The following is a 25390-nucleotide window of genomic DNA, read 5'->3' on the forward strand; positions in this document are numbered from 1 at the left end:
ATTTTGAAGATAATTGTCACAGAAAAAATATCAGAAAGTGGGATTGAGTATCTTAAAAAACACGCTGAAGTAGATGTGAAAACTAATATCTCGAGAGAAGAGCTTTTAGGAATTATTAAAAATTATGATGCTATTATTGTTAGAAGTGCTACAAAAGTGGATAGAGAACTCATCGAAAAAGGCGAGAAGTTAAAGGTAATAGGTCGGGCAGGAAATGGGGTTGACAACATTGATGTGTCATCAGCTACCGAAAAAGGAATCCTTGTTGTAAATACTCCTACTGGGAATATCGTTGCTGCAGCGGAATTGACCGTTGGTCTTATGCTGGCTATAGCCAGAAATATACCACAGGCATATCATGCTGGCCTTAATGGAGACTTTAGAAGGGATAAATTCAAAGGCGTTGAACTAAATGGTAAAACTGTAGGTATAATAGGTTTTGGTCGAATCGGTTCCCTTGTTGCTGCAAGGCTGGCAGCATTCAACATGAGAGTAATTGCTTACGACCCTTATATGCCTGATAGTCGTTTTGAAAAATACGGAGTAGAAAAAGTTACTTTGGATGAATTACTTCAGCAATCAGACTTTATAACAATCCATCTCCCAAAAACGGAAGAGACAAAAAAAATGATTGGGGAAAAAGAATTTAAAAAGATGAAAAAAGGAGTTAGAATAGTAAATGCTGCTAGAGGAGGCATTATTGATGAAAAGGCACTTTACAATGCCATAAAAGAGGGCATTGTAGCGGCAGCAGGTTTGGATGTTCTTGAAGTAGAGCCCAAATATAATGTAGAACGACAAGATTTTCACAATCCTCTTCTTGAACTGCCAAATGTTGTCTTTACTCTTCACCTTGGAGCTTCGACTTATGAAGCGCAAGAAAACATAGGCATATCAATTGCTCAAGAAGTAATTTCGGCTTTAAACGGCAATTTGTACGGAAACATAGTAAATTTACCAGGCGTAAAATCTGATGAATTTTCACAGCTTAAACCATACATGAGATTAGCCGAAGCCATGGGAGCACTTTATTATCAAATAAATGACACTCCTGTTAGATTAGTTGAAGTGATATATAGAGGAGAGATTTCAAAAACTAATACAGAGATTGTCACTCTCTATGCCCTTAAAGGCTTTTTAAAGCCTGTGTTAGAAGAGGATGTAAGCATTGTAAATGCAAAATTAAGGGCAAAAGAAATGGGAATAGAGATTGTAGAAGGAAAAATCGAAGAAATAAACCACTATTCAAGCCTTATCATTCTCAAGATTACAGACACTCATGGCAAAACCACACAATTTGCTGGAACCACATATGGAGAAGAAATAAGAATTGTAGAGTATATGGGTCATAAAGTAAATTTTGAGCCTACAGAAAACATGCTATTTGTTAAGAATAAAGACGTACCAGGGTTATAGGTCATATTGGGAATGTATTAGGAGACTTTGGCATAAACATCTCAACTATGCAAGTAAGCCCCAATAAAAATGATGGAACTGCCCTTATGATTGTAAGTACGGACAAAGAAATTCCTGATGAGGCGGTAGAGTCGCTAAATAAATTAAATAGCATAATAAAAGCAAGAGCGGTAAAGGGGCTAATATAGAAATAAAGATTGTTGTCAGAATATTATAAAGATGATATAATATATACAAAGTAAATTTTATTAAGGTGATAAAAATGCAAAATAGTAGCATGATAAAAAAGTTAAATGAAATTATAGATTTTTAACGGAGAAAGAAATTGCTGAAGTGATTGACTTTGCTGAGTATCTTAAAGAGAAAAAAAAGAAAGAGCTTATAAAAAAATTAAGCGATTGGGATAAATCTTTAGAAGTAGAACAAATGACCTATGAAGAGGAAAAATTGTTAAAAGAAAGCGAGGGAGAATATATAACTTTAGAAGAAGCAAAAAAGGCATTAGGATAGAGGACAATGGGATATAAAATTGAGATTGACAATGTAGATTTTGTTATTAGAGTGAGAGTTTTTAGTACAAGAGGGGATATATATAAATGAAAAAAGGAGCAAGTTTTCCTTGCTCCTTTTACTTTAGCAAAATAAACTCAAAAAGGTGGTTTTTATGAAAGCTATATTTTCTGGAGGAGCTAATGAAGTAGGTGCTTCATGTTATCTCATTAATCTTGATGGTAAAAACATATTACTTGATTGCGGAATACGTATGTCATCTACAAAGGATAATCTTCCTGATTTTCGTTTGATTCAAGAACATGGCGGTGTTGATGCCATAATAGTAAGTCATGCCCACTTGGATCATACAGGTGCATTACCTATTATATCAAGAATGTATCCCCAAGCTAAAATATATATGACTCATGCTACAAAAGACCTAACAAGAGTATTGCTATACGACAGCTTAAAAATAATGGAAAGAGAAAGTGAAATACCTATTTATGCCGAAAACCACGTCAAAGATATGTTAGATAGGGTACTTTGTTATACACCAGGATATACTTTTACGCCTTTTTCCGATTCACAAATAAAAGTTACATTATATCCTGCAGGTCATATATTAGGTGCAGCCTCAGTTTATATTACCTCAGAAGAAGGAAGCGTTTTTTATTCAGGCGATTTTTCTGGATTTAGGCAGAATACCATAGAAGGAGCTTTTATATCTAAATTAAGACCGGATGTAGCAATATTTGAGTCTACATATGGAGACAAGCTGCATGCCAACAGGGAATTAGAAGAAACGAGGCTTGTTGAAAGAGTATCTTCTATAATAAACGAAGGTGGAAAAGTCATAATACCAGCATTTGCACTGGGAAGAGCACAAGAAATTATACTTATCTTAAAGAAAGCAATAAACAAAGGGCTATTAAAAACAAAAGTATATGTTGACGGCATGGTGAGAGAAGTATGCAGGGTTTACAAATTAAATCCCAATTATCTAAGGCAAAACCTTGCTAAAAAAATTTTCAAGGGTAATGATATATTTTTTGATGACAATGTTATAGCAGTTGAAAAGCCTGAAATGAGAGAAGAAATTATAAAAGAATCATGTGTAATCCTATCAAGTTCAGGTATGATAACCGGAGGCCCAAGTCAGTGGTATGTTGAAAAACTTGCACAGGATGAAAAAAATTTAATTGCCATAACTGGCTATCAAGATGAAGAATCTCCGGCCGGCGACTGTTAGATATCATGGAAGAAAGCCCTGAAAACAGAAAAATTAAAATTGACGATAAAGAAATATTGATAAAATGCAGTATTGACAAATTTGCTCTGTCAGCTCACGCTGACATGGGAGAAATACTAGCACTTGCTAATAGTCTTTACCCTAAAAAAATATTTCTTGTTCATGGAGATCCGGAAATAATAAATTTTCTCGGAAAAGAAGTTCAAAAAGACTTAAAGTCAGAAGTATACATACCTTCAAATGGTGACATTTATGAAATTGACATAAAAAATCCAAGAAAGCAAATTGAGAAACAGTCTTATCCTTCTATGAATCAAAATTGTGCATTGACTCAAGAAAATATAAAAGATTTATGGCAATTTATAGTTGAAAAAATAGGTGTAAAACAGGCATTATCTCTTGAAGAAATAGCACAAATTTGGGGAAAAGGTGTTAACATTGAAAACTTGAAAGAATTACTAAACAATACTATATACTTTGAACCTGATAAAAAACGGATGTTTTTGTATCATGCAGTAACTGAAGATGAATTGAAAAATCTTCAAAAAGAGGAAGTAATGGAGCTAAATCAAATGCTTTCCCTTGTAGATGAATATTTTGGCCCTGAATCAGGGTTGTATAAAAAAGGTGCAAGGTTTGAAGAAAAAATAGCTCTTTTATATTTCAATTTTCCAGATGTAGCAAGAGAAAAATACTCTGAAAAATTTAAAGAATTTGAAGAGAAAACAGGTTGGAAAATAGAGCTTAACAAGAATATCAATATTTCAGCAATAAACAGCATTTTGTCAAAAATACTTCCTAAAGAAGTTTTAATAAAAAAAGTTTCATATATGAACATGGAAAAGAAAGTTATAGTAAAGATAGAAGGAAAAATTAATGATTTAGATCTAGTTAAAGACAAGTTTTATAGTGAAACAGGCTTAACTTTATTAATTGCAAATGATAAAAAGGAAATTCCAAATGAGAAGAAAGAAATTATTATAGCAAATAGCGATTTTGAAGATAGAATGGAGCAAAATAAAGCTTTGAAAATAATTGATGAAGAATTCTCAAAACTTCCACATAAAATTTACAAAAAAAGCATAAAGACATCCTCGGATGGTTCTAAGTATATTGAGCTTTCATTTATATCAAAAGTAGTGGGTGAAAAGTACACAGAACTGATTAAAAAACTGTCAGAAAAGACAAGATGGCCTATAGGGATAAGCAACAGTTGCAATCAATTTGAAATAATAAACATAGTTAAAAATCTTTTTGAAGAAAAAGGGATTCTTTTAAAGAAAAATCCCAGTATATATGTAGACAACATGATTGTAAAAATTGTAACTTCTTCTCCTATCGAGAAAGAAACGCTAGAAGAAATTAATGGGAAGTTATACTATTTAACAGGATTTAAAGTAGAAATGCTGTAAAATTTTTGTGATATTTTTCAGATATCTATACTGCTGGTTTTGCTGTGCTTTGCCTCAAAGTGATATATTAAAAAGCCGGAAGTTGTGCCCGGGCCCCTGCCGGAACCCGAAGGTCAAGCTTTAGTTTTGTCGCTTTGGAACAGCGGAGCTACGATGCAAAATATCTTCTTCAAAAAATTTTTGACTTTGCCCACAAACTGAGGAGCAAACTTTCCTGCTCCTTCAAATATTATAAGGTGTTCTTTTTTTTCCCTCAAAATAATAAAGAGTGTTTATCCCGTATGATTTTACATAAGCATAAGCTTTGTCAAAATCTCTTGCCACATCGTAAGGATTATGAGCGTCAGAATTTACTACAATCGGTATATTATATTCCTTGATCATTCCCATTATTTCTTTTGAAGGATAGATTTCTCCTACGGGTTTTCTAAGCCCTGCCGTAGAAACTTCAATTACTATACCTGCTTTAGAGATTTCCTTAATATTTCGTCTTATTTTATCAAAAGTATAAGGCTTTGCTCTAAATCCAAAAATTTTCACAAGGTCAATGTGTCCTATAATATCAAATAAGCCTGTTTTAGCCATTTTTTCAATTATATTAAAATATTCGAGATAAATCGAATCAACATCTCTTATTTGCCATTCTTCTATAGATTCTTCAAGGTCTATACCCCAATCTTCAATCCAATGAACAGAGCCTATCACATAATCCCATGGATAAGGCTCTAAAAATTCCTTTATTTCCTTTTCTTTTCCTGGGAAGTAGTCTGCTTCTATACCTAATTTAACAGGCAGTCCCATTGCTTTTGCTTCCTTTATAAGTTCAACATAGTCAGAAATGCTTTGATCCATATAATCTTTTATCCATTTGCCTCTGAAACCGTCGCTTTTATAAGCGCTATATCCTTCTTTAAATCTATGTCCGTGTTCAGAAATGCCAATCTCAACTAGACCTTTACTTAAACCAGAATCTATAAACTTTTTAAGCCATTCTATAGTATAAGGGCCATTTTCTATGTGGACGTGATAATCTGCAGCCATATTTTTCCTCCTTTTCAATAAGATAAAGCTTTGAGATTTTAATATCTTACAACATTATAATATTTTGCGAAAACTAATGCAATTTGTGTTATAATAATTTAAAATGATTGATTTAATTTGTGAGGTGATTAATTTATGGAGGAACAAAAAACTATAGAGTTAAAAATACCTATACAATTGTTTACAGAAATAAATGCATTTTCTTCTTTTGTAAAATCGGATAAAATATTAAGAGAAGCTCTTGCAATTGGCCTATATGTGGAAAAAGTAATAAGCTTAGGAAGAGCTGCAGAATTAGCAGGTTATAATTTAGTTGATTTTATGAAGTTATTAAACAATAAAGGAATTCCGGTTATAAATTATACTGAAGAAGATTACGAAATGGATCTACAAGCAATAATGCACTCTTTACAATCACTTCAAAATCCTATATAATAAATAAGTATTTATTTTTTACGAGGTGTTTTTATGTACTGGCGGTATTATAAAAATTCAACAAAATCCATCTAAACTTAAAGGGGTACGAGTCTCTATTTTTCCAAAATAGAGATTTTTTTATGTGTTAAAAACCATTAAAAGTCAGTCTAAAAAAACGATAATACACTTAAGAGGTGAGAAAATGACAAAATATATTTTTGTAACAGGAGGAGTTGTATCTTCTCTTGGCAAAGGAATAACTGCTGCATCATTGGGAAGGCTTTTAAAAAGTCGCGGCCTATCAGTTGCTATTCAAAAATTTGACCCTTATATAAACATAGACCCGGGTACCATGAGTCCATACCAACATGGTGAAGTTTTTGTTACAGAAGATGGGGCGGAGACAGACTTAGACCTTGGGCATTATGAAAGATTTATAGACACTAACCTTACCAAAAGTAGCAATGTAACAGCAGGTAAAGTGTACTGGTCTGTCATTACAAAAGAGAGAAAAGGGGATTATCTTGGTGCCACAGTACAAGTAATCCCCCATATAACAAACGAAATTAAAGAAAGAGTATACAGAGTTGCAAAAGAAAAAAATGTAGATGTGGTAATAACGGAAATTGGCGGAACAGTAGGAGACATAGAAAGCCTTCCTTTCCTTGAAGCTATAAGACAAGTAGCAATTGAACAAGGTAAAGACAATGTTATGTTTATTCATGTCACATTAGTACCTCATCTTGGAAAGACAGGGGAATTAAAAACAAAACCTACCCAACACAGTGTCAAAGAATTACGCTCTATAGGTATTCAACCGGATATGATTGTATGCAGAACAGAACTTTCTCTAACGCAGGACTTAAAAGAAAAAATCGCCCTTTTTTGCAATGTAAATGTAGAAGCGGTTATAGAAAATAGAGACGTAGAATCAATTTATGAAGTACCATTGGAATTCGAAAGGCAAAAAGTAGATGAATATGTGTTAAAAAGATTAAATTTGCCTCTTGGTCAATCGGATTTAAAACAATGGAGAGAATACGTAGAAAGAGAAAAGAACCCCACAAAACAGGTAGAAGTAGCTTTGGTAGGAAAATACGTTGACTTACACGATGCTTATATAAGCGTTGTAGAAGCATTAAAGCACGCAGGAGTTTATCATAGTGCCGCTGTTAACATAAGATGGGTGAATGCGGAGCATGTGAATAATGAGACAGTAGAGATGCTTTTAAAAGGAGTAGATGGCATATTAGTGCCTGGAGGATTTGGTGATAGAGGCATTGAAGGCAAAATAAGGGCCATCCAGTATGCAAGGGAAAACAAAATTCCTTACCTTGGATTGTGTCTTGGTATGCAATGCGCTGTAATAGAATTTGCAAGAAATGTAGCAGGACTAAAAGGAGCTAATTCCACAGAATTTGACCCGCATACTTCCCATCCTGTAATAGACCTCATGCCTGAACAAAAGGACATAGATGAAAAAGGCGGTACTATGAGATTAGGAGTGTATCCTTGCAAAGTAATTGAAGGAACAAAAGCTTATGAAGCCTATAAAGACGAATTAATTTATGAAAGGCATAGACATAGGTACGAATTCAATAATCAATATAGAGAACTTTTAACTTCAAGAGGTCTTGTACTTTCAGGCCTTTCACCTGATGAGAAATTGGTGGAAATAATAGAATTAAAAGACCATCCTTATTTTGTAGCGTCCCAGTTTCACCCAGAGTTTAAATCAAGACCTTTAAAACCCCATCCATTGTTTAGAGATTTTATAGGAGCAATGTTAAAAGACAAGGAATAAGCTGGTGAATATCCAGCCTTTAAATTTTACTTGATAGTTATGAACAAAAAGGTTATAATATATCTAGAAATTAATTTTAAAATTAATCTGGAGGTGAAAACAGATGGAAGAAGTCGTTGGAGTAGACAAATTAAGACCCAAATTAGGTGAATATTTAGAAAAAGTAGAAAAAGGCGATGTGATAATAGTCTCTTCTCGATCTGAACCAAAAGGAGTTATAATCAATTACTCCATGTACAATGAGTTAAAAGAACTTGCGAAAAGGACAAAACAGTTAGAAATTACACAAATTTTAAACGAATTTAGAGATAAGGCTGAAAAAGCAGGACTTTCTGAAACTGATGTACAGAAAGAAATAAAGGAAGTGCGAAAATGCGAGCAGTAATTGATACCAATATTCTAATTTCAGGTTTTATCAGTAAAAGAAGTTATCCAGCAAAAGTGCTTGATTACTGGATTTTAAACAAGATTAACCCTGTAGTAAGCAGAAAAATCGTTGAAGAATATGCCGATGTTTTAGCGCGAGATAAATTTTCTGCTTTGGGAAGTACAGAAGAAAGGCTAAATTTGTTGCATAGGATTTTGTCACTCGATTGGGTGGTATTTGTATACCCACAACAAAAAATAGATGTAATAAAAGATGCCCCTAAAGACAATATTTTTTTGGAGTGTGCCATAGAGGGTAACTGTGAATTTGTAGTATCGGGAGACCAGCACTTGCTCCAATTGAAGGAGTATAGAAACATTAAGATAATAAAAGCAGAAGAGTTTATAAATTTACTTAAATAATAGTTTAATATCCTAAAAAGGGAATAAAACCAGTTTTCCTATTCAACTTGTTTATTTTTTCTACAATGTCTTGACCTGTATCGGAATTTTTTACAGTAATTCGTTTTAATTTCATAATATTATCACCGTAATAATTTACTCCTTCTTTAATACCAAAAGCCATTTCAAAACCAACTTTTTTTGCTATTTCATCGCTTATTTTGTTGCCAGCACCAAAAGGATACGCCAAACATATAGCGTTTTGCCCATCTTTTCTTTAATTATTTCTTGCGAGCATAAAAAATCTGCATAAAGTCTTTCCTTATACTCATCTATTGTTTCATGGCGCCCATTTATTATTACAGGCCCCATTACTAATGGAATTTCTTTAGAGCCATTTGCCCCATATTTATGAAGGTCATATGTGTGACTCCCAATTTCTATTACCCCACTATCCACCATTTCTTTTGCTTGTTCCCATGTAAAATGTGGAACATATATACGGTTTTTGCCTGTCCACTTCATCTAGGACATAGCTTACTATAATATATTGTCGCCTTCATTCCCAATTTTTTAAGTATAGGATAAGCATAGGTGTAATTGCTTAAATATCCATCGTCAAAAGTTATCACAATAGGCTTTGACGGTAAGTGAAAAATTTTTTTCATTATGGTATAATTTATACAAAAAGAGAGCAGGAGAAAATATGATTAAGAGGTTTTTATTAGTCGCACTAATTTTATGCGTACTTTTTTTCCCAGTTTCTACTTACAACGAAAAATTTACCCTTCCAAAAGACGACATAATTTTTATACCTCTTGACAGCCGCCCTGTAAATACTCAAAACGTAAGCCTTTTGACAAATATGTGGGGGAAAAAATTAATTTTGCCTCCCCAACATGTACTTGATGACTACACGAAACCGGGAAACTTTGAAGGCTTAATGAATGGCTTAATGAGGTCATTCCTAAAAGTAACGTTTACGCTGTTGTAATATCACTGCAACAGTATTTGAACGGGGGCCTTATAGCATCCCGTGATATCAAAAACTATAAAGATTATGAAGAAAGACTTTCGCTACTTTACAAATTTTTGACAGAGAATGAAAACAAAAATATAATCATATTTTCAATAATACCTCGCCTTACACCTACACAATTTTCCGACTACCAGTATATAAAATACAGTGATATGATAAAAGAATTCTCAATGTTATCTGATAAAGTTGACCTTTTTAACCAAGAGAAAGATAAAGTCAGGCTTGAAGAAATAAGAAAAAGTATACCAACTGATGTGCTTACTAGTTATACTGAACTTTTTGAGTTAAACGAAGTAATAAATAAAAAACTCATTGAATGGACGAAAGAGGGATATATAAAAACATTAGTTATAGGTATTGACGACACACAAGAGTTTAGTATGTCAAACATGATTGCGCGAAAACTTGAATACTATGCGAAAGCACGGCAAGTATCTGATAATGTGTATGTACTCCATGGTGCTGATGAAATTGGCATGGAGATAACGGCAAGGCTTGCAAATGAGTACTACAAGCAAGTTCCTCGTTTTCAAGTCGTTTATGACGTAAAAGACCCTGATAAAATTATTTTGCCCTATGAAGGTGCAAACCTTAAGAAAATTGTTGAAGAAAAAATTAACTTTATAGGAGGAAAAATCGACTTAAGTGGCGAATGTATACTATATGTCCACACACATGAAAATTTAGGAATAAAAAACGAAATACAAAAATATAAAAATACAGGACAAATTTTCGGAATAGCAGATGTTGCATATGTTAATATGGCGGATAAAAAGCTAATCAACGTGCTCTTTGACTTAAATCCACTAAGTTTTCTTTATGCAGGTTGGAACACACCCAGCAACACAATAGGGACAGTTATATCTGAAATGTCTTTAAAAATAATCCTTGACAAAAGCATACTTCCTCCTTACGCGGAGGAAGATGCCATAAAAAGCTTTATTTCTTTTTCAGTTATACGTTATGCGGATGACTTTGCCTATCAAGCCGATGTAAGAAATAAAATGTACAAATGGGCAGAGGCAAACCACATGAGTAAAGACAGCATAGATAAAAAAACTGCCGACGAGGAACTTACAATAAAGATGAAACCCCTTATTAATACAATAAAGAAAAAATATATTGGAGAAATAGTAAAGACGGGAAATAGCTATTTTAGTATAAAAGATATAGAAGTAAAAGTAAAATACCCTTGGAGCAGAATGTTTGAAATAGAGGTTTTACCTACAATAACTTTGAAAAACTAAAGATAAAATTATGGAGGTAGGAAAATGACAAAAATTAGACAGCTTACATTATATTTTCTAATTTTTGCTGTTACTTGTACCTTTATCACTCCCGTTGGGGCACAGCAATTGCCTAAGAAAAACTCAAATGTAAGAGTTCTAATTGAAGTAGATGACTATAAACTGTCAAAATACGAGCCTAAAAAAGGTGCATACCTTGGAGCTTATGTATATCAAGACACTTTAATAAATGGTGATATGAAAAAGTTTAATGAACTCACAGGCAAAAAACATGCATCATTTTTCATTTATGTTGGATATGGAAGTCCCTTCCCTCAAAAATGGATTGACCAATTAAAGGAAGTAGGCGCAGCTGCTCATATAGCTTTTGAACCAAATAACGGATTGGACCAAGTAAAAGACGACCAATATTTAAGAAACTTTGCAAGAAAATTAAAAGAATCTGGTATACCTGTATTTTTGCGATTTGCCTCAGAGATGAATGGGGATTGGACTGCCTATAGTGGGGACCCTAAAAAATACATAGAAAAATGGAGACTTGTTCATGATGTGATGGAAGAAGAAGCTCCAAATGTCATGATGGTATGGACGGTATTTACCTTTCCACAGTCAAATATATTAGCGTATTACCCAGGGGACGAATATGTAGATTGGGTGGGAGTAAATATTTACAATGTGGTTTATCACAACAATAACATAAAATTAAAAGCAGACCATGAAGACCCGTTGGAACTTTTGAATTATGTTTATGACACCTTCAGTGAAAGAAAGCCTATCCAGATTTCTGAATTTGGCGCCACTCACTATACTATAACTGATGGAAAATACTATGTAGACTTTGCAATTGAAAAAATAACCCGCATGTACAATGGCTTAAAAACAAAATATCCGAGGGTCAAGTCCATATTTTATTTTGATGTAAATAACTTAATAAATGCTCCTTCTGGCAGAAGAATAAATAACTATGCCATAACAGACGATGAAAGAATTTTAAAAACCTATTCTAATTTAATCAGTGACCCATACTTTTTAAGTGATGTAGGACCAAACCTTGAAGGCACTGTAAACAAAGAGTTTATGGTTGTAAAAGATGGAATTTTAGTCTTAAATGGAAAAACTTTTGTATCCTCATCTGTATTGAAAAAATACATGAAAGCGAAAGTATTTTGGGATTCACAAAACAATAAATTAACCCTTTTAAAAGAAGGTAACACCATTACATTTGATATAAAATCCTATAAAGATATTGCAAACGGAAAAAAAGGTGCATTTATTCTAAACGGTAACTCCTATTTTCCTTTAACAGAAGTAGCTCCGCAAATAGGCTATGAAGTTAAATGGGATGGGAAAGAAAAGCTGATTAAAGTATCTTTATCGTCATAGGCTACTCATCCTAGTTCCAAAAAATACTCAAAGAAATGTTAAATTAATATTACAGAAATATTACAAATTGGTAACATTTATTGACTCATTAAATACCTAATGCTATAATATAATCAGGTTGTTTGCCAATGTTGGAAGAATTAACGATATAAAACCATAATATTTCAGGAAGCATCTACAAAATTATTAAAGATTTATTACAGTTTTATTACAAAATAGTAACATTTATTGACTTGTAAACATTGCATTGCTATAATTACTTTGTGAGAGGGAAATAATTCATATGTAGCTTTTCTGATGGCTACGGAAGAAACCTTTTACAAAAAGAGGTTTGTTCTGTGGTCACCTTTCACAGGTTGACTACAGTCTTAAACAAAAGCTATCAAGCAGTTTAATCAAAATAAGGAATCTTAAAAGGGAGGGATGTAAGGGGAAAAGAGGAGGATGATTTTCAAAAACGACAGAATGTGAAAAACTACATAAAAAATAGGAGGTAGAGTAAATGTTAAAGAGAAAGTTATTGGCTTTCGTAATTGTTGTTGCTATGCTTATGAGCATAATGGCACCAGGATTTGCGTTCAATTACGTGACTGCACCTGGTACAACACCATCTTCTTCTAATACTGTGTTTAGCCCTGGAACTACAACGCAAAGTGATTACACAGTAGTTTTTGAGAAAAACACAGCAAAAGTAGGAGATATGGTTTCATTAGTCATTAAAGTTCTTGACAAAGAAGGAAAAGTTGTAACAGATAAGAAAGTGTTAGAAACTATCTATAAGAGTGGACTTACATTAAATGCAGATCCTCGCACATTAGTTTTTGACACCAACAGGAGTGGCTGGATCGATACAAATGATGGTTCTTTAATAAGTGCAACTGTTAATGATGCAGTATATCAGACAGCATATCCTGTAAATAACATTACAACCACTGATATAAGAATTCTACCCAGTTCTGATGTGACAGGCTTTGTAGTTGCATCTCCAGGAACAGTACAATTTGGTTTTATAAGTGCAGGACAGATGTCCTTCTATGTAGCTAATTATGGTAGAGTATGGGTTACTGGTAGCCCGTCAATAATAATAGATGGACAAAGCAAAAGTGTGAACTACGATGATGCAAGACTCTATTTAAGCGGTGCAGCACCAAATGTCAGCTATTTAAGTGGTAATACAAATCCGCTTGAAACATATCCTGAAACTGTATTGATTACTGTACCCGGAGCTAATTACAATTCTGCTGCAAAAGCTGTTTTAACTAAAGATGATAAAGTACTAGCAATAATTGATTTAGTAAATAGCGCTAAAAATATTAACAACGCTAAAGATATTAACAACGATGGTATAGTAGATGGATATAAAGTAGTATTGCCACCAATGTCTGCAGGTCACAAATATGTTTTGACAGTATACAATGAGGTAAATTATTCTAATTGGGAGTTTGGATATGGAAGAAATTACTATTCAGTAGGGGCTGTAAATATTACACCACAAGCTGCTAAATTTGAACTGGTAGCTCCTGCTGATAAGGTACTTGCTGCAGGTATTAGCGATCCTGTAACTTTTACATTAAATGACAAATTACCTAATGGCAATACAAGTGCTGATAATAAGAACCTGGCAGTTGATTTTGCTAAATTTGTAAGATTCACAGTATTAAAATCTGATAATAAAACAAAAGATACAGAGGTAAAATATGTTGACGCCAATGAAAAGATAGCAAATGGTTCATGGTATCTGGTAACTGATGATGGCTTAAAAGCTGTTTCATTAGATACCAATAACAATATTGTGTTAGGCGATCCTGTAGCTAATAGCTATGAGAAGGATTCAGGCAAAATAACTGTAAAAGCTAAAATTCCTAATGGAGATTATCTCAAAATAGAAGCCGCTTATACTGACTATGTAGGTAACTTGTATGAGGTTAAAAAATTGCAAGATTTCGAAGAGACATTTGTAGTGGCTAATTTAGAAGCTAAGCCAGGAACTCTCACAATGGAACCTTCTACAATAAACGCTAATGAATACAGAAATGTCAAATTCACAGTAAAAGATGTACATGGCAATCCGGTATCTGGTGCAGAAATTAAATTCAGCTCACCAATCGTATATCTTGGTGGTACAGGTTCTACAGCAGTTGGTAACGTTGGAACTGCAGTGAAGACTGGTGATGATGGCACAGTAACAGCAACATTGTTCTCAGCATTTCCAACAAGCATAGCAGTTTCAGTAAGTGTACCTGTTGAAAAAACACTCACATTAACAATTAATCCAAGCCAGCAGACTGGTGCAACAGTTGTATTCACAATAGGCTCTGACAAATACACCGTAAATGGTGTAGAGAAGACAATGGATGCAGCTCCATATGTAAAAGATGGAAGAACATTAGTACCTGCAAGATACATTGCTGACGCTATAAATGCTCGGTCATACTATGATCAGGATACAAAAGTAGTAACCTTCGTAAAAGGCGACACAATAGTTAAGTTCACTCTTGGCAGCAACAAGATGCAGGTAATCAAGAATGGAGTAGTAGTTGCAACACAGACAATGGAGACAAAAGCTACAACAGTAGATGCATCTGGTAAGGATGTAGGAAGAACCTTCATACTTGCAAGATACTTAGCAGAAGCATTTGGATATAAAGTAGATTATGCAAAAGATGCATCAGGGTAGAGACAGTAACAATCTACTAATAATTGTAAAATGAAAAGCCCGACGCCTTTAGCGTCGGGCTTTTCATAAGGAGGGGTAGTTAACTATTGAGACTAAATAAAACTTTTTTGGCATTTGCATTGATTTTTATATTTTCTTTCTCTTTGATAAAAGTAGATGCAGCTAATAGCTTTTCTGATGTACTGGCTGATTCTCCTTATTATAATGCTGTTATGAGACTAAAAAGTCTAGATATCATAAGTGGAAAAACTGAAGGCACTTATGGGTTAATGATCCTGTTACAAGAGCTATGATGGTAGTATTTATAAACAGGATATCTGGATACAGACAGGAAGCTGAAAAGTACAAATACCTGCCACCTGCCTTTAAAGATGTACCTAAAAATTATTGGGCAATAGGAGATATAAATCTTGCCGCAAAGTTAGGCTTTGCAAGTGGAATAGGAAATGGTCTATTTGACCCTAATAGTAAGGTCACTTATGTGCAGGCCCTTGGCTTTGTGTTAAATGTCCTGGGTTATAAAAACTTAAAATGGCCTGAAGGCGTTTTGGAAAAAGCAAAAGAAATTGGACTTACAGAAGGCATAAATTTAAATCCTAACGACATTATAAAAAGAGGCGATTTAGCTCTTATTCTAAACAAAGCATTGGACTGTCAGCTTGTAACTCCTAAATAAAATCCATCTATTTATTTAAACAGGCTTTATGCCTGTTTTATTTTTTACCCATTGACAAATCAAAATCGGTAGTATATAATCAAAATTAAGCAAAAACAATCACATTTGAGCGGGATAATATTGAATGGATGTGAATGAATATGAGTATATCTGATAGGATGTTTGGTGAGGAGAGACGCTTAAAGATTGCAGAAATTATAAGCAAAGATAAAAGTATCAGTGTTTCTGAGCTTAGCAAACTTTTTAATGTTTCTGAATCTACAATAAGAAGGGATTTACATGTGCTAGAGGAAAAGGGTTTCATACAGAGGACTCACGGTGGAGCGATATTGAATGTTGGCACTCACTATGAGCCTACATTTTTTGAAAAAGAAGATGTAGAACTTGAGGCAAAAAGGAAGATAGGTAAAATTGCTGCATCAATGATAGAAGAAGGAGATTCTATAATTTTAGATGCTGGTACGACTACTCTTGAGATTGCGCGAAATCTTAAAAATATGAAACTTACTGTTGTCACAAATTCACCTCTTATTGCGATAGAACTTTCAAAACACGAGGATATTGAGCTTATTATGACAGGAGGCATACAGAGATGGAGGACTAAGGCTTTAGTTGGTCCTATTGCTGAAATGGTGATAAAGCAGTTTAAAGTTGACAAAGCCTTTATAGGTACAAATGCTATATCTTTTGAGGATGGTCTTATGACTCCAGACTTAATTGAAGCCAATACAAAAAAAGCGATGTGTGATGCGGCAAGTGAAGTTTATATAGTAGCAGACCACACTAAATTTGGGAAAAAGTCTTTTGTCAAATTTGCAGATATAAAAGACATTACGGCAATAATAACAGATGATGAGGTTGATTATGAGATAGTGAGAAAATATGAACAGGCAAATATAGATATAGTAAGCTTTGGAAAGGATGAAAATAATGATAACGACGGTAACGGCGAATCCAGCAATTGACAGGACAATAATTGTTGAGGATTTGAAAATTGGTTATGTAAATAGGGTAATTCGATCAAGAGTAGATGCTGGGGGAAAAGGTATAAATGTGGCTAAAAACCTTAAAAATTTAGGAGACGATGTTATTGCACTCGGTTTTATAGGACCTAATGCTAAATATATAATCGATTGTTTAGAAGATGAAGGTATAAAAACTGATTTTGTAAAGATAAAAAACGAGACAAGGACAAACATAAAAATTTCTGATATTTCAAGGGGAGAAGTCACAGATTTAAATGAATATGGTCCTCATGTAAGCGAAGAAGAAATAGAGCTACTTAAAAAAAGTATATTTAAATATGCTAAAGAGTCAAAAGTGCTTGTGCTCTCAGGAAGTTTACCACAAGGAGTGCCAAAGACTTTTTACAAAGACATAATTAGAGAAGTAAAAAGCGGTGATTTGAAAATAATTCTTGATGCTGACAAAGAAGCGCTTTTGTATGGTATAGAAGAAAAGCCTTACATGATAAAACCTAATGTGCAGGAGTTAGAAGATGCAGTAGGCAAAAAGCTTGAAAGTTTAGAAGAGGTTATTGAAGAAGGGAAAAAGTTGAAGGATTCAGGCATAGAAATAGTTGCGATTTCTATGGGAGGCCGCGGTAGTGTTGTGATAACAAAGGAAGGGATATATAGGGTAAAGCCTGTAAAAGTTGAAGTAAAAGGTACAGTTGGGGCAGGAGATGCCTTTGTTGCAGCTTTGCCCATGGAATATATAAAGGACTTCCGATTGAGGAGACTATAAAAATAGCTGCAACTTTAGCTACATCAGTTGTAATGAAAGAAGGGACAAGGGCAGGCACTATTGAGGAAGTAAATGCATTAAAAGATAAGATTGAAATAGAGAGGATAGAAAGGTGAGGGAAATGGAAATAAAAGATGTATTGGATGAAAAAATGATGGTTTTTGACCTAAAAGCAAAGGACAAAAATGGGGTATTAAAAGAGTTAGTAGGTGTTTTAAAAGAAAATGGAGTTGTAGAGGATGAAGAAGGATTTTTAGAAGTGGTGAAAAGAAGAGAAGAAGAGTTTTCTACAGGTATAGGCTATGGGGTGGCAATACCACATGGTAAAAGTAGGCTGATAAAAAAGGTCTCAATTGTATTTGGCAAATCTCGTGAAGGAATTGATTATAACTCAATGGATGGTAAACCGGCACATTTATTTTTCTTAATTGCTGTGCCAGACAATTCTGATGAGCTGCACCTTAAAGTTTTGGCTGAGCTTTCAAGGTCTTTAATGCATAAGGAGGTGAGAGAGGAGTTAGAAAAAGCTTCGACACCTGAGGAAGTCATAAACGCTTTTAGAAAATAATTTTTAAAGAAAGGGGATTAGTTATGAAAAAGGTAGTTGCTGTTACGGCCTGCCCTACAGGTATTGCCCATACCTATATGGCAGCGGAAAATCTTCAGATGGCAGCCAAAGAGATGGGAGTAGACATAAAGGTAGAGACGCAAGGTTCAATAGGTGCAGAAAATCAGCTTACTGAGGAAGATATAAAAGCTGCAGATGCTGTAATAATAGCAGCGGCAACTAAAGTTGACAAATCGAGATTTGCAGGAAAACCTATACTTGAGGTACCTGTCGAAGAGGCTATAAAGAATGCGAAAGGACTTATTGAAAAAGCTCTGAAGATGGAAAAACCAAAAGACTATGTGGAAAAAGTAGAAGAAATTCATAGAGAGAGGTCAGCTCAAAGAACAGGCGCATACAAACACTTGATGACAGGCGTTTCTTATATGATACCTTTTGTAGTTGCAGGCGGTATTTTAATTGCGCTTTCTTTCTTCTGGGGATATAAAGCCTTTGAGGTGGAAGGAACTCTTCCTTGGGCTTTGATGAAAATTGGCGGCGGCTCAGCCTTTGCATTGATGGTTCCGATTTTGTCAGGTTATATAGCATTTTCTATAGCAGATAGACCTGGCCTTGTACCCGGTATGGTAGGCGGTATGCTAGCAGTATCTACTGGAGCAGGATTTTTAGGCGGCATAATTTCAGGATTTTTAGCAGGATATACGATAGTTTATCTGAAAAGGTTAATAAAGCTTCCTAAAACATTAGAAGGTTTAATGCCAATACTCATATTGCCGGTATTATCGACTTTGATAGTAGGATTACTAATGATATATGTAATTGGTTCTCCAATGAAAGCTATAATGACATCTTTGACTGCCTGGCTTACAGGAATGAGCTCTACAAATGCAGTTATTTTTGGAGCAATATTAGGACTTATGATGGCTTTTGATATGGGTGGTCCTGTAAACAAGACAGCTTATACTTTCGCAACGGGTCTTTTAGCATCAAATGTTTTTGCTCCAATGGCAGCAGTAATGGCAGCTGGTATGACTCCTCCACTTGGACTTGCTCTTGCAACAGTTCTTTTTAGGGATAGATTTACAAAGGAAGAGATAGAAGCAGGTAAAGCAGCATGGGTTTTGGGTGCTTCCTTTATAACAGAAGGTGCTATACCATTTGCAGCGGCAGACCCCTTAAGAGTGATACCTTCTATAATGGTGGGTTCTGCTGTAACAGGTGCTCTTTCAATGCTTTTCCACATTGAACTTCGAGCTCCTCACGGAGGTATATTTGTAATACCAATAGCCGTGTCAAACCCCCTTCTTTACATTGGAGCAATAGCAGTAGGAACTGTGGTTACTGCTCTTATGATAGCCTTGCTTAAAAAGAAAGTTCAATAAAAAATAAAAGATTAAGGGGTAAGCAAGAGCTTGCCCCTTAATTTTTTATTTGCATACAGTTTAGGTATCGCTATGATAAGCATTAAGCAAGATATAAAAATAAAAAACTTAGAAAGAAAGTCAAGCTTGGCCAAGTGCGGTGGTGGAAAAATAGGAATACTCAAAAGTCATTGCCTAAGGAAAATGGATTTTGTACTTTTACTTTGCTAAAATACTGGCCTGGATTTAAATCTTCGCTCCATATTATATTACAATCCAGGTTTATTGCACTAACGATTATAAGCGAATCCCAGAAAGAAATCATGTAGCGTTGTGAAACTTTAATTGCGTCAAGTATATCTTCAAAATCTATTATATTTAGTTTCCAACTCTTAAAAGCTGAAATAATTTCTGCTGCTTCAGCTGGAATCAAAGGTTTTTTTACTTTTCTTGTAATTGTTACATAAAATTCTTGAAGCACTTGTGTGCTTAAGCATCCGTTTCTTTCGTACCATAATTCTTTTAGTAGTTCTTTTGCAATTTCATGTTTTTTACCAGCAGATACATCATGAGCGTAAACTAAAATATTTGTATCAATGAACTGCAAATTTCTATTATCTTTCATATAAATCTTCTCTCCTCCAGGTAACTTTTCCCTCTGTACCTAAATCAAAACCTTTTTCTAATATTTTTATATGATATAACCTGGCATTTTCATAGGAGTCTTCTTTTTTTACTATTTCTTCTAGCGTTTCTGTTAAAAGCCTAGATACAGATGTATTTTTATCTATAGCTATATGTTTTATCCTTTGTAATAAATTTTTAGGTAAAGACAATGTGATGTTCTGCGTTTCTATTTTTTGCCTTTCTCTATTCATAATATCACCTCCACGTAATTTAGTATAACACATTTTTACGTGTAAATCAATTGTTATGTTAACAAATGCATAGATATAAGCCAAGGAAAATTTATATGGTAAAGAACGTGAAATTTTGCTAGGTACAATGATAGAGAATGACAAAGAAAGCAAATAGAAATAAAGAAATTGGGTAAAAACTTACCCAATTTCTTATTCTATATCTATTTTTCTTCCCTTTGGTTTGCTTGGATGTAATTTTGGCATTGTGATTTTGAGTATGCCGTTTTCAAATTTAGCGGTAGTTCTTTCAGGGTCTACTTCCGCAGGTAGTTCTATTCTTCTGGCAAAACTTCCGTAATATCTTTCTCTCATGTAATAATTTTTATTTTCTCTTTCTTCATCTACTGTGGTTTGTCCTTTTATTTCCAATATGTTGTCATAAACATTTATTTCAATGTCTTTTTTGTCAACGCCTGGTAGTTCAGCTGTTGCGACTATTTCTGTTTCAGATTCGGTGATGTCTACTCTTGGCCGAGAAAATAGACCTGAAATAGAGGGGAAGTTTACATCAAAAATGCTTGGCAAATTTCTAATATTAAAATCAAATGGCCAATCCCACCAGTCACGTCCTCGCCTCATTAAACTCATTTACATCACCTCCATATTTTTCTATTATTTATTATATCACATTGATTAAGTTTTGCAATTATTAGGTTTCTCAAAATCTTCACATTTAATTCTTACTTTTTTATTCTTTTTATGTTAAAATTTATAAGAGTGAGACTGACGATGTCAAAAAGGAAGTGATTGGATGCGTCCAGATGAAAAAGATGTAAGTAAGTTGTACTTTTTTGTCATGTTACTTTTCATAACAGTGGGATATTTGGTGCAAAAGGCTTCTTTATATATAGGTATAGTCATCACAGAATTTTTTCTTGTTTTACTGCCTGTTATTCTTTATCTTTTTTTGAAAAAATACGATGTAAAATATGTTTTAAGGTTGAATCCTATAAAAGGGGAACAAGTTTTTTTAGTGATAATAATAGCTATTTTAGGATGGATAGTGTCGGGTTTTTTTGCACTTTTGACAAATTATTTTCTATCTAAACTGGGTAAAATTCCCGTGATGCCTATACCTGCAGCTTCCAATATACAAGAACTTTTTATTCAAATTTTAATATTTGGAGCTGTAGCTGCCTGTTGCGAAGAAATATTTATGCGGGGACTTGTGATGAGAAGTTTTGAAATGAGGGGTTCTATAAAGAGTATTTTTATAACCGCTATATTCTTTGCAATGCTTCATTTAAATGTACAAAATTTTTTGAGTATACTTTTTCTCGGTAGTTTATTGGGATATGTGGTGTATAGAACTAATTCCATATATGGGGGAATGATAGGCCATTTCACAAATAACACTATTTCTGTTTTACTGTCCTATTTCATAGCACAACAAAACTTAGGAAAAACAACTTCATTACAACAGGTAGATATTCCATTTATTGCTGTTATTAGTTATGGGATTTTTGCATTATTTGCTGCTATTCTTTTGTATGTGCAATTAAGATATTTGAAGAAAGTAACTGACCCATATGTTATCCGCGGTACTACAAAGTTAAAAGAAGACTTACATATTTTCTTGCATTGGCCTGTACTTTTATCAGTGTTAGTATTTTTGTATAAAATTACTGAGCAGATATTAAAAATAGCTGGGGTTATGTAAGGAATGCTTAAAAGAAAATGAAAACTGTTGACGTAAAGAAAAGAATAGTATAGAATAATAGATAGGAAAAATGCAATCGGTTTCATTTTGAAGGTGGTGGTATAATGAATGTTACGATTAAAGATGTGGCAAAAAGGGCAAATGTTGCTCCTTCTACTGTTTCAAGGGTTATTGCGGATAATCCTCGTATAAGCAAAGAGACAAAAGAAAGAGTTTGGAAGGCAATGGAGGAATTGGGGTATTATCCAAACGCCATTGCCAGAAGCCTTGCAAGTAAAGTGACAAATACTTTGGGACTTATAATGCCTCGCTCGACAGAAGAAGCTTTTTCGAATCCTTTTTTCCCTGAAGTTATGAGGGGAATAAGTGTTGTTGCCCATAAAGAAAAGTATGATTTGCTTTTGTCGACATCTGGAAATCAAGAAGAGGAAAAAGAAGCGGTTATAAATATGGTAAAGGGCAAACGAGTAGATGGAATAATTCTTTTATCTTCTCGTACAACCGATGAACTTATACCTTGGTTGAGAGATGAGAAATTTCCTTTTGTAGTTATAGGTAAACCTTTGGATGCCAAAGGTGTGTATTGGGTCGATAATGACAATATAGGGGCTTCTAAACTTGCTACTAATTACCTTATTAAACATGGGCATAAAAAAATTGCTTTTATAAGTGGTTCATTGGAATATGTAGTGAGTTTAGACAGATTAGACGGTTATAAACTTGCCCTTGAAGAAAATGGGATATCTTTTAATAGAAAGTTGGCGGAACAGGATGATTTTTCAGAAGATGGTGGATACAGGGCGATGATGAGAATTTTGGATAGAGAAAAACCTACTGCGGTTGTTGTCACTGATGATATTATGGCATTTGGTGTTATAAGGGCTGCAATAGATAAAGGATATAGAGTTCCTGAGGATATATCGATAGTAGGGTTTAACAACATCCCCTTGTCAGCTTTTGCAAATCCGCCTCTTACCACAATAGATATTTCTACATTTGATTTGGGTATTAAGTCTGCAGAGCTTTTGATTGCTAGGTTAAAGCAAAAAGAAATTGACACAGACCACATCATTGTACCTGTAAAGCTTGTAGAAAGGAAATCTTGTGTTGCAAGATAAAAAGAGCAGACTTCTCAAGTTGAAGTCTGCTTTTAAAAAAATTTATAAGGAGGTGTTTTTTATGATTGGGACTACCAAACTCAATATTGAGGAAATTTATAAAAATGAAATAGAAAAAATAAAAAATCAGATTATTAAACAGTTTAATCCAGAAAAAATAATTTTATTTGGTTCCTGTGCTGCAAATACGATAAAGTTTGATAGCGATATAGATTTATGTATTGTTATTGACACCGAAAATAAAAGAAAAATTAAAACAGAACTATATGGTATTGAACACAGTATTCCACTAGATATAATAGTTTACACACCGGAAGAATGGAATAAACACATAAAGAGCAAGCAAAGTTTTGCTTATATAATAAATTCAGAAGGGGTTGTTTTATATGACAGACAGTAAATATTATCAGGATTGGTTTAAAAAAGCAGAACAAGACCTGAGAGCTGCTGATATTCTTCTAAGATTTGAGGAATATATGATACAGTAGCATTTCATTGCCAACAGGCTGTAGAAAAATACTTAAAAGGATATTTGATATTTTATGGTTCTTCTATTAAAAAGACACATGATTTAACTGTGTTATGTAATATGTGTACTAATTATAATGAGGGTTTTAAAGATTTTTTTGACGACTGCAAATTTCTAACTGTTTTTTATAATGAAATTAAATATCCACCTGCTGAAACTTATGAAGAAGTTACAAAAGAGGAGGCACAAAAAGCATTTGAAATAGCTCAAAAGATTAGAGGCTTTGTATTAGAACAAATTAATAGTTAGATATATAAAATTAAACAAAATGATTTCACCTTACTAGAAGTAATTAGTGAAATCATTTTGAATGAATTCCGTATTTTTACATTCCTACAGCTTTTTTATAGTCTTTTAGGAACATTTCTCCTACTTCGTAGATATTTCCTGCTCCAATTGTTAATACTAAATCGCCTGCTTTTGCATTTTTGTTTAAATACTCCATTATAGAGTCGAAGTCTTTTAAGTACAAAACATCCTTCCCCTTTTGAGAGATTAGTTCCACTAAATCTTTAGAAGAAACAATTCCTGTATCTTTTTCTCTTGCGGCGTATATGTCTGCTATTATTATTTTATCTGCATTGTCAAAGGATTCCGCAAACTCATTGAGCAAGGCTTTAGTTCTAGAGTAAGTGTGGGGCTGGAATATACAGATAATTCTTTTGTGAGGATAGTTTTTTGCTGCTTCTAAAGTCGCTTTTATTTCAGCAGGGTGATGAGCATAGTCATCCACAATTGTTATGCCGTCTACTATTCCTTTTATTTCGAATCTTCTATGGGTGCCTTTGAATTCAGTTAAATAATGAGAAGCTTTTTTTATGTCGATTCCTACAAGGTGACTTACTGCCAAAGCAGCTAAAGCGTTGTAAACATTATGCTTTCCGGGTATTGACAATTTGAAATTGCCCATATATTCCTCTTTATAATAAACGTCAAAAATAGCACAGCCTTTATCATCAAACCTTATGTTTTTTGCTTTCCAATCACTATCTTTGTAAATACCATAAGTAACAATATTTTTATTTAGCCCATTTACGACATACATAGTGTTGGCATCGTCTTTACAGGCTACCACGTATCCATCTGGTGGAACTAAACTGGCGAATTGTCTAAAAGATTGTTTTATGTTGTCGATATTTTTGAAATAATCTAAGTGGTCTGAGTCAACGTTTAGGATGACAGCTATGTAAGGATAAAATTTTAAGAAACTATCTGTATATTCACAGGCTTCTGTGACAAAATATTCACTGTTTCCAACCCTCACATTTCCTCCTATTACATCTACTTCTCCACCTACTAAAACTGTAGGGTCATATCCCATACCATCGAATATTACGGATATTAAAGATGTAGTAGTTGTCTTTCCATGACTTCCAGAAACAGCAATGCCGTATTTGTATTTTTTCATAATGAGGCTAAAAGGGTAGCCCTGTCTATAGTAGGTATATTTAATTCTTTAGCCTTTTGATATTCAGGATTGTCTTCATGGATAGCAGCCGTATACACTACTAAATCGGCACCTATGACACTATTTTCATTGTGAGGTATTGTTATAACTGCTCCTTCCTGTCTTAATTTTTCAATTATATGAGAATTTTTTATATCCGAGCCTGTTACTGCATGACCGTTATTCAAAAGTATATGAGCTAAACCGCTCATACTTATACCGCCAATTCCTATAAAATGCACTCTTTTGAAGTTCTCAAGGTTTATATTCATAATTAATCGCCTCTCTCAGTTCTTATTAACTATTATTGCCTTTTCATGGTTAAAATATGATTAAAGCTTGTCAAAGGGAACAAATATTTTATAAAAAAATTATATCACATATTGCAGAAAAATGAACTTTTAAATATAATTTTGGTAT

General features: G+C 33.8%; 25 protein-coding genes and 4 pseudogenes. 21 read left to right on the forward strand and 8 right to left on the reverse strand.

Going from position 1 to position 25390, the window contains the following annotated elements:
* The first annotated feature begins 3 nt into the window (after positions 1–3).
* The 4 genes and pseudogenes from serA to JCM7501_RS14215 all read left to right on the forward strand — a co-directional run bounded on the left by serA (position 4) and on the right by JCM7501_RS14215 (position 4569).
* Positions 4–1604 (forward strand): annotated as a pseudogene (serA, locus tag JCM7501_RS04835) (phosphoglycerate dehydrogenase).
* 145 nt (positions 1605–1749) lie between these two features.
* Entirely contained in the window at positions 1750–1926 is a 177-nt protein-coding gene (locus JCM7501_RS04840; protein WP_256201156.1) for a hypothetical protein, read from the forward strand.
* 154 nt (positions 1927–2080) lie between these two features.
* Positions 2081–3157, forward strand: a complete 1077-nt coding sequence (locus JCM7501_RS14210; protein ID WP_256201157.1) for an MBL fold metallo-hydrolase — start codon at positions 2081–2083, stop codon at positions 3155–3157.
* Positions 3158–3162: 5 nt separating this feature from the next.
* The gene (locus tag JCM7501_RS14215; RefSeq protein ID WP_256201158.1) at positions 3163–4569 is read left to right on the forward strand and encodes an MBL fold metallo-hydrolase RNA specificity domain-containing protein; all 1407 of its coding nucleotides are present in this window, start codon (positions 3163–3165) and stop codon (positions 4567–4569) included.
* 222 nt (positions 4570–4791) lie between these two features.
* On the opposite strand, the gene JCM7501_RS04850 is transcribed toward JCM7501_RS14215, so the two are convergent.
* Complete coding sequence (locus JCM7501_RS04850; RefSeq protein WP_028992281.1) at positions 4792–5610, reverse strand: histidinol-phosphatase; 819 nt, start codon at positions 5608–5610, stop codon at positions 4792–4794.
* A 135-nt stretch (positions 5611–5745) separates the two neighbouring features.
* Between JCM7501_RS04850 and JCM7501_RS04855 the strand changes: the two genes are divergently transcribed.
* The 4 genes from JCM7501_RS04855 to JCM7501_RS04870 all read left to right on the forward strand — a co-directional run bounded on the left by JCM7501_RS04855 (position 5746) and on the right by JCM7501_RS04870 (position 8620).
* Entirely contained in the window at positions 5746–6045 is a 300-nt protein-coding gene (locus JCM7501_RS04855; protein WP_028992282.1) for a UPF0175 family protein, read from the forward strand.
* Between the two features lie 184 nt (positions 6046–6229).
* A complete protein-coding gene (locus JCM7501_RS04860) occupies positions 6230–7831 on the forward strand; it encodes a CTP synthase (protein ID WP_028992283.1) in 1602 nt (533 codons plus the stop codon).
* Positions 7832–7934: 103 nt separating this feature from the next.
* Positions 7935–8216 carry a type II toxin-antitoxin system prevent-host-death family antitoxin gene (locus JCM7501_RS04865; RefSeq protein WP_028992284.1) on the forward strand — a complete coding sequence of 94 codons (282 nt, stop codon included), beginning with the start codon at positions 7935–7937 and terminating at the stop codon, positions 8214–8216.
* Positions 8204–8620 carry a putative toxin-antitoxin system toxin component, PIN family gene (locus JCM7501_RS04870; RefSeq protein WP_028992285.1) on the forward strand — a complete coding sequence of 139 codons (417 nt, stop codon included), beginning with the start codon at positions 8204–8206 and terminating at the stop codon, positions 8618–8620. Before JCM7501_RS04865 ends, JCM7501_RS04870 begins: the two co-directional genes overlap by 13 nt.
* Before the next feature lie 4 nt (positions 8621–8624).
* On the opposite strand, the gene JCM7501_RS14220 is transcribed toward JCM7501_RS04870, so the two are convergent.
* The 3 genes from JCM7501_RS14220 to JCM7501_RS16155 are packed head-to-tail and all read right to left on the reverse strand — an operon-like array spanning position 8625 to position 9267.
* Positions 8625–8849, reverse strand: coding sequence for a polysaccharide deacetylase family protein (locus tag JCM7501_RS14220; RefSeq protein WP_054644798.1), 225 nt, complete (start codon positions 8847–8849; stop codon positions 8625–8627).
* On the reverse strand, positions 8816–9124 hold the full coding sequence (locus JCM7501_RS14225; protein WP_054644799.1) for a polysaccharide deacetylase family protein: 309 nt from the start codon (positions 9122–9124) through the stop codon (positions 8816–8818). Before JCM7501_RS14225 ends, JCM7501_RS14220 begins: the two co-directional genes overlap by 34 nt.
* Positions 9121–9267, reverse strand: a complete 147-nt coding sequence (locus JCM7501_RS16155; RefSeq protein ID WP_370590994.1) for a polysaccharide deacetylase family protein — start codon at positions 9265–9267, stop codon at positions 9121–9123. Before JCM7501_RS16155 ends, JCM7501_RS14225 begins: the two co-directional genes overlap by 4 nt.
* A 38-nt stretch (positions 9268–9305) precedes the next feature.
* On the opposite strand from JCM7501_RS16155, the pseudogene JCM7501_RS04885 reads away from it, so the two are divergent.
* The 9 genes and pseudogenes from JCM7501_RS04885 to JCM7501_RS04925 all read left to right on the forward strand — a co-directional run bounded on the left by JCM7501_RS04885 (position 9306) and on the right by JCM7501_RS04925 (position 19317).
* Positions 9306–10885 (forward strand): annotated as a pseudogene (locus tag JCM7501_RS04885) (DUF4127 family protein).
* 24 nt (positions 10886–10909) lie between these two features.
* Positions 10910–12268 carry a stalk domain-containing protein gene (locus JCM7501_RS04890; RefSeq protein WP_028992287.1) on the forward strand — a complete coding sequence of 453 codons (1359 nt, stop codon included), beginning with the start codon at positions 10910–10912 and terminating at the stop codon, positions 12266–12268.
* A 502-nt stretch (positions 12269–12770) separates the two neighbouring features.
* Positions 12771–14945 (forward strand): stalk domain-containing protein, encoded by a 2175-nt coding sequence (locus JCM7501_RS04895; protein WP_054644800.1) that lies wholly within the window; start codon positions 12771–12773, stop codon positions 14943–14945.
* 86 nt (positions 14946–15031) lie between these two features.
* Positions 15032–15238 carry an S-layer homology domain-containing protein gene (locus JCM7501_RS14230; protein ID WP_054644801.1) on the forward strand — a complete coding sequence of 69 codons (207 nt, stop codon included), beginning with the start codon at positions 15032–15034 and terminating at the stop codon, positions 15236–15238.
* Positions 15235–15621 carry an S-layer homology domain-containing protein gene (locus tag JCM7501_RS04905; RefSeq protein WP_082392664.1) on the forward strand — a complete coding sequence of 129 codons (387 nt, stop codon included), beginning with the start codon at positions 15235–15237 and terminating at the stop codon, positions 15619–15621. The genes JCM7501_RS14230 and JCM7501_RS04905 overlap by 4 nt, the downstream gene beginning before the upstream one ends.
* Before the next feature lie 134 nt (positions 15622–15755).
* On the forward strand, positions 15756–16586 hold the full coding sequence (locus JCM7501_RS04910) for a DeoR/GlpR family DNA-binding transcription regulator (RefSeq protein WP_028992289.1): 831 nt from the start codon (positions 15756–15758) through the stop codon (positions 16584–16586).
* A pseudogene (gene pfkB, locus JCM7501_RS04915) lies at positions 16552–17483 on the forward strand (1-phosphofructokinase). The gene JCM7501_RS04910 and the pseudogene pfkB overlap by 35 nt, the downstream one beginning before the upstream one ends.
* Positions 17484–17488: 5 nt before the next feature.
* Positions 17489–17935, forward strand: coding sequence for a PTS sugar transporter subunit IIA (locus JCM7501_RS04920; protein WP_038002095.1), 447 nt, complete (start codon positions 17489–17491; stop codon positions 17933–17935).
* Between the two features lie 23 nt (positions 17936–17958).
* The gene (locus JCM7501_RS04925; protein WP_028992291.1) at positions 17959–19317 is read left to right on the forward strand and encodes a PTS fructose transporter subunit IIC; all 1359 of its coding nucleotides are present in this window, start codon (positions 17959–17961) and stop codon (positions 19315–19317) included.
* A gap of 160 nt (positions 19318–19477) precedes the next feature.
* Here the strand turns inward: JCM7501_RS04925 and JCM7501_RS04930 are convergent, their stop codons facing one another.
* The 3 genes from JCM7501_RS04930 to JCM7501_RS04940 all read right to left on the reverse strand — a co-directional run bounded on the left by JCM7501_RS04930 (position 19478) and on the right by JCM7501_RS04940 (position 20804).
* Positions 19478–19921 carry a PIN domain-containing protein gene (locus JCM7501_RS04930; protein WP_012996150.1) on the reverse strand — a complete coding sequence of 148 codons (444 nt, stop codon included), beginning with the start codon at positions 19919–19921 and terminating at the stop codon, positions 19478–19480.
* The gene (locus tag JCM7501_RS04935; RefSeq protein ID WP_013150969.1) at positions 19911–20174 is read right to left on the reverse strand and encodes a DUF6364 family protein; all 264 of its coding nucleotides are present in this window, start codon (positions 20172–20174) and stop codon (positions 19911–19913) included. Before JCM7501_RS04935 ends, JCM7501_RS04930 begins: the two co-directional genes overlap by 11 nt.
* Positions 20175–20366: 192 nt before the next feature.
* Entirely contained in the window at positions 20367–20804 is a 438-nt protein-coding gene (locus tag JCM7501_RS04940) for an Hsp20/alpha crystallin family protein (RefSeq protein ID WP_012996148.1), read from the reverse strand.
* A 163-nt stretch (positions 20805–20967) separates the two neighbouring features.
* On the opposite strand from JCM7501_RS04940, the gene JCM7501_RS04945 reads away from it, so the two are divergent.
* The 4 genes from JCM7501_RS04945 to JCM7501_RS04960 all read left to right on the forward strand — a co-directional run bounded on the left by JCM7501_RS04945 (position 20968) and on the right by JCM7501_RS04960 (position 23772).
* On the forward strand, positions 20968–21876 hold the full coding sequence (locus tag JCM7501_RS04945; protein WP_028992292.1) for a CPBP family intramembrane glutamic endopeptidase: 909 nt from the start codon (positions 20968–20970) through the stop codon (positions 21874–21876).
* Between the two features lie 104 nt (positions 21877–21980).
* Positions 21981–22994, forward strand: coding sequence for a LacI family DNA-binding transcriptional regulator (locus JCM7501_RS04950; protein WP_012996146.1), 1014 nt, complete (start codon positions 21981–21983; stop codon positions 22992–22994).
* Positions 22995–23055: 61 nt separating this feature from the next.
* Complete coding sequence (locus JCM7501_RS04955) at positions 23056–23394, forward strand: nucleotidyltransferase domain-containing protein (RefSeq protein ID WP_013150967.1); 339 nt, start codon at positions 23056–23058, stop codon at positions 23392–23394.
* A gap of 72 nt (positions 23395–23466) precedes the next feature.
* Positions 23467–23772 (forward strand): HEPN domain-containing protein, encoded by a 306-nt coding sequence (locus JCM7501_RS04960; protein ID WP_081723138.1) that lies wholly within the window; start codon positions 23467–23469, stop codon positions 23770–23772.
* Positions 23773–23848: 76 nt separating this feature from the next.
* On the opposite strand, the pseudogene murC reads toward JCM7501_RS04960, so the two are convergent.
* A pseudogene (gene murC / locus JCM7501_RS04965) lies at positions 23849–25242 on the reverse strand (UDP-N-acetylmuramate--L-alanine ligase).
* Positions 25243–25390 lie beyond the last annotated feature (148 nt).

It is taken from the genome of Thermoanaerobacter thermocopriae JCM 7501, from assembly GCF_001310975.1.
GTDB classification, from domain to species: Bacteria; Bacillota; Thermoanaerobacteria; order Thermoanaerobacterales; family Thermoanaerobacteraceae; genus Thermoanaerobacter; species Thermoanaerobacter thermocopriae.

Excerpts from the sequence above, each read along its gene's own strand:
- JCM7501_RS14210 (WP_256201157.1), top strand. The coding sequence starts at position 2,081 with ATGAAAGCTATATTTTCTGGAGGAGCTAATGAAGTAGGTGCTTCATGT.
- JCM7501_RS14215 (WP_256201158.1), top strand. The coding sequence starts at position 3,163 with ATGGAAGAAAGCCCTGAAAACAGAAAAATTAAAATTGACGATAAAGAA.
- JCM7501_RS04850 (WP_028992281.1), bottom strand. The coding sequence starts at position 5,610 with ATGGCTGCAGATTATCACGTCCACATAGAAAATGGCCCTTATACTATA.
- JCM7501_RS04855 (WP_028992282.1), top strand. The coding sequence starts at position 5,746 with ATGGAGGAACAAAAAACTATAGAGTTAAAAATACCTATACAATTGTTT.
- JCM7501_RS04860 (WP_028992283.1), top strand. The coding sequence starts at position 6,230 with ATGACAAAATATATTTTTGTAACAGGAGGAGTTGTATCTTCTCTTGGC.
- JCM7501_RS04865 (WP_028992284.1), top strand. The coding sequence starts at position 7,935 with ATGGAAGAAGTCGTTGGAGTAGACAAATTAAGACCCAAATTAGGTGAA.
- JCM7501_RS04870 (WP_028992285.1), top strand. The coding sequence starts at position 8,204 with ATGCGAGCAGTAATTGATACCAATATTCTAATTTCAGGTTTTATCAGT.
- JCM7501_RS14225 (WP_054644799.1), bottom strand. The coding sequence starts at position 9,124 with ATGAAGTGGACAGGCAAAAACCGTATATATGTTCCACATTTTACATGG.
- JCM7501_RS16155 (WP_370590994.1), bottom strand. The coding sequence starts at position 9,267 with ATGAAAAAAATTTTTCACTTACCGTCAAAGCCTATTGTGATAACTTTT.
- JCM7501_RS04890 (WP_028992287.1), top strand. The coding sequence starts at position 10,910 with ATGACAAAAATTAGACAGCTTACATTATATTTTCTAATTTTTGCTGTT.
- JCM7501_RS04895 (WP_054644800.1), top strand. The coding sequence starts at position 12,771 with ATGTTAAAGAGAAAGTTATTGGCTTTCGTAATTGTTGTTGCTATGCTT.
- JCM7501_RS04905 (WP_082392664.1), top strand. The coding sequence starts at position 15,235 with ATGATGGTAGTATTTATAAACAGGATATCTGGATACAGACAGGAAGCT.
- JCM7501_RS04910 (WP_028992289.1), top strand. The coding sequence starts at position 15,756 with ATGAATATGAGTATATCTGATAGGATGTTTGGTGAGGAGAGACGCTTA.
- JCM7501_RS04920 (WP_038002095.1), top strand. The coding sequence starts at position 17,489 with ATGGAAATAAAAGATGTATTGGATGAAAAAATGATGGTTTTTGACCTA.
- JCM7501_RS04925 (WP_028992291.1), top strand. The coding sequence starts at position 17,959 with ATGAAAAAGGTAGTTGCTGTTACGGCCTGCCCTACAGGTATTGCCCAT.
- JCM7501_RS04930 (WP_012996150.1), bottom strand. The coding sequence starts at position 19,921 with ATGAAAGATAATAGAAATTTGCAGTTCATTGATACAAATATTTTAGTT.
- JCM7501_RS04935 (WP_013150969.1), bottom strand. The coding sequence starts at position 20,174 with ATGAATAGAGAAAGGCAAAAAATAGAAACGCAGAACATCACATTGTCT.
- JCM7501_RS04940 (WP_012996148.1), bottom strand. The coding sequence starts at position 20,804 with ATGAGTTTAATGAGGCGAGGACGTGACTGGTGGGATTGGCCATTTGAT.
- JCM7501_RS04945 (WP_028992292.1), top strand. The coding sequence starts at position 20,968 with ATGCGTCCAGATGAAAAAGATGTAAGTAAGTTGTACTTTTTTGTCATG.
- JCM7501_RS04950 (WP_012996146.1), top strand. The coding sequence starts at position 21,981 with ATGAATGTTACGATTAAAGATGTGGCAAAAAGGGCAAATGTTGCTCCT.
- JCM7501_RS04955 (WP_013150967.1), top strand. The coding sequence starts at position 23,056 with ATGATTGGGACTACCAAACTCAATATTGAGGAAATTTATAAAAATGAA.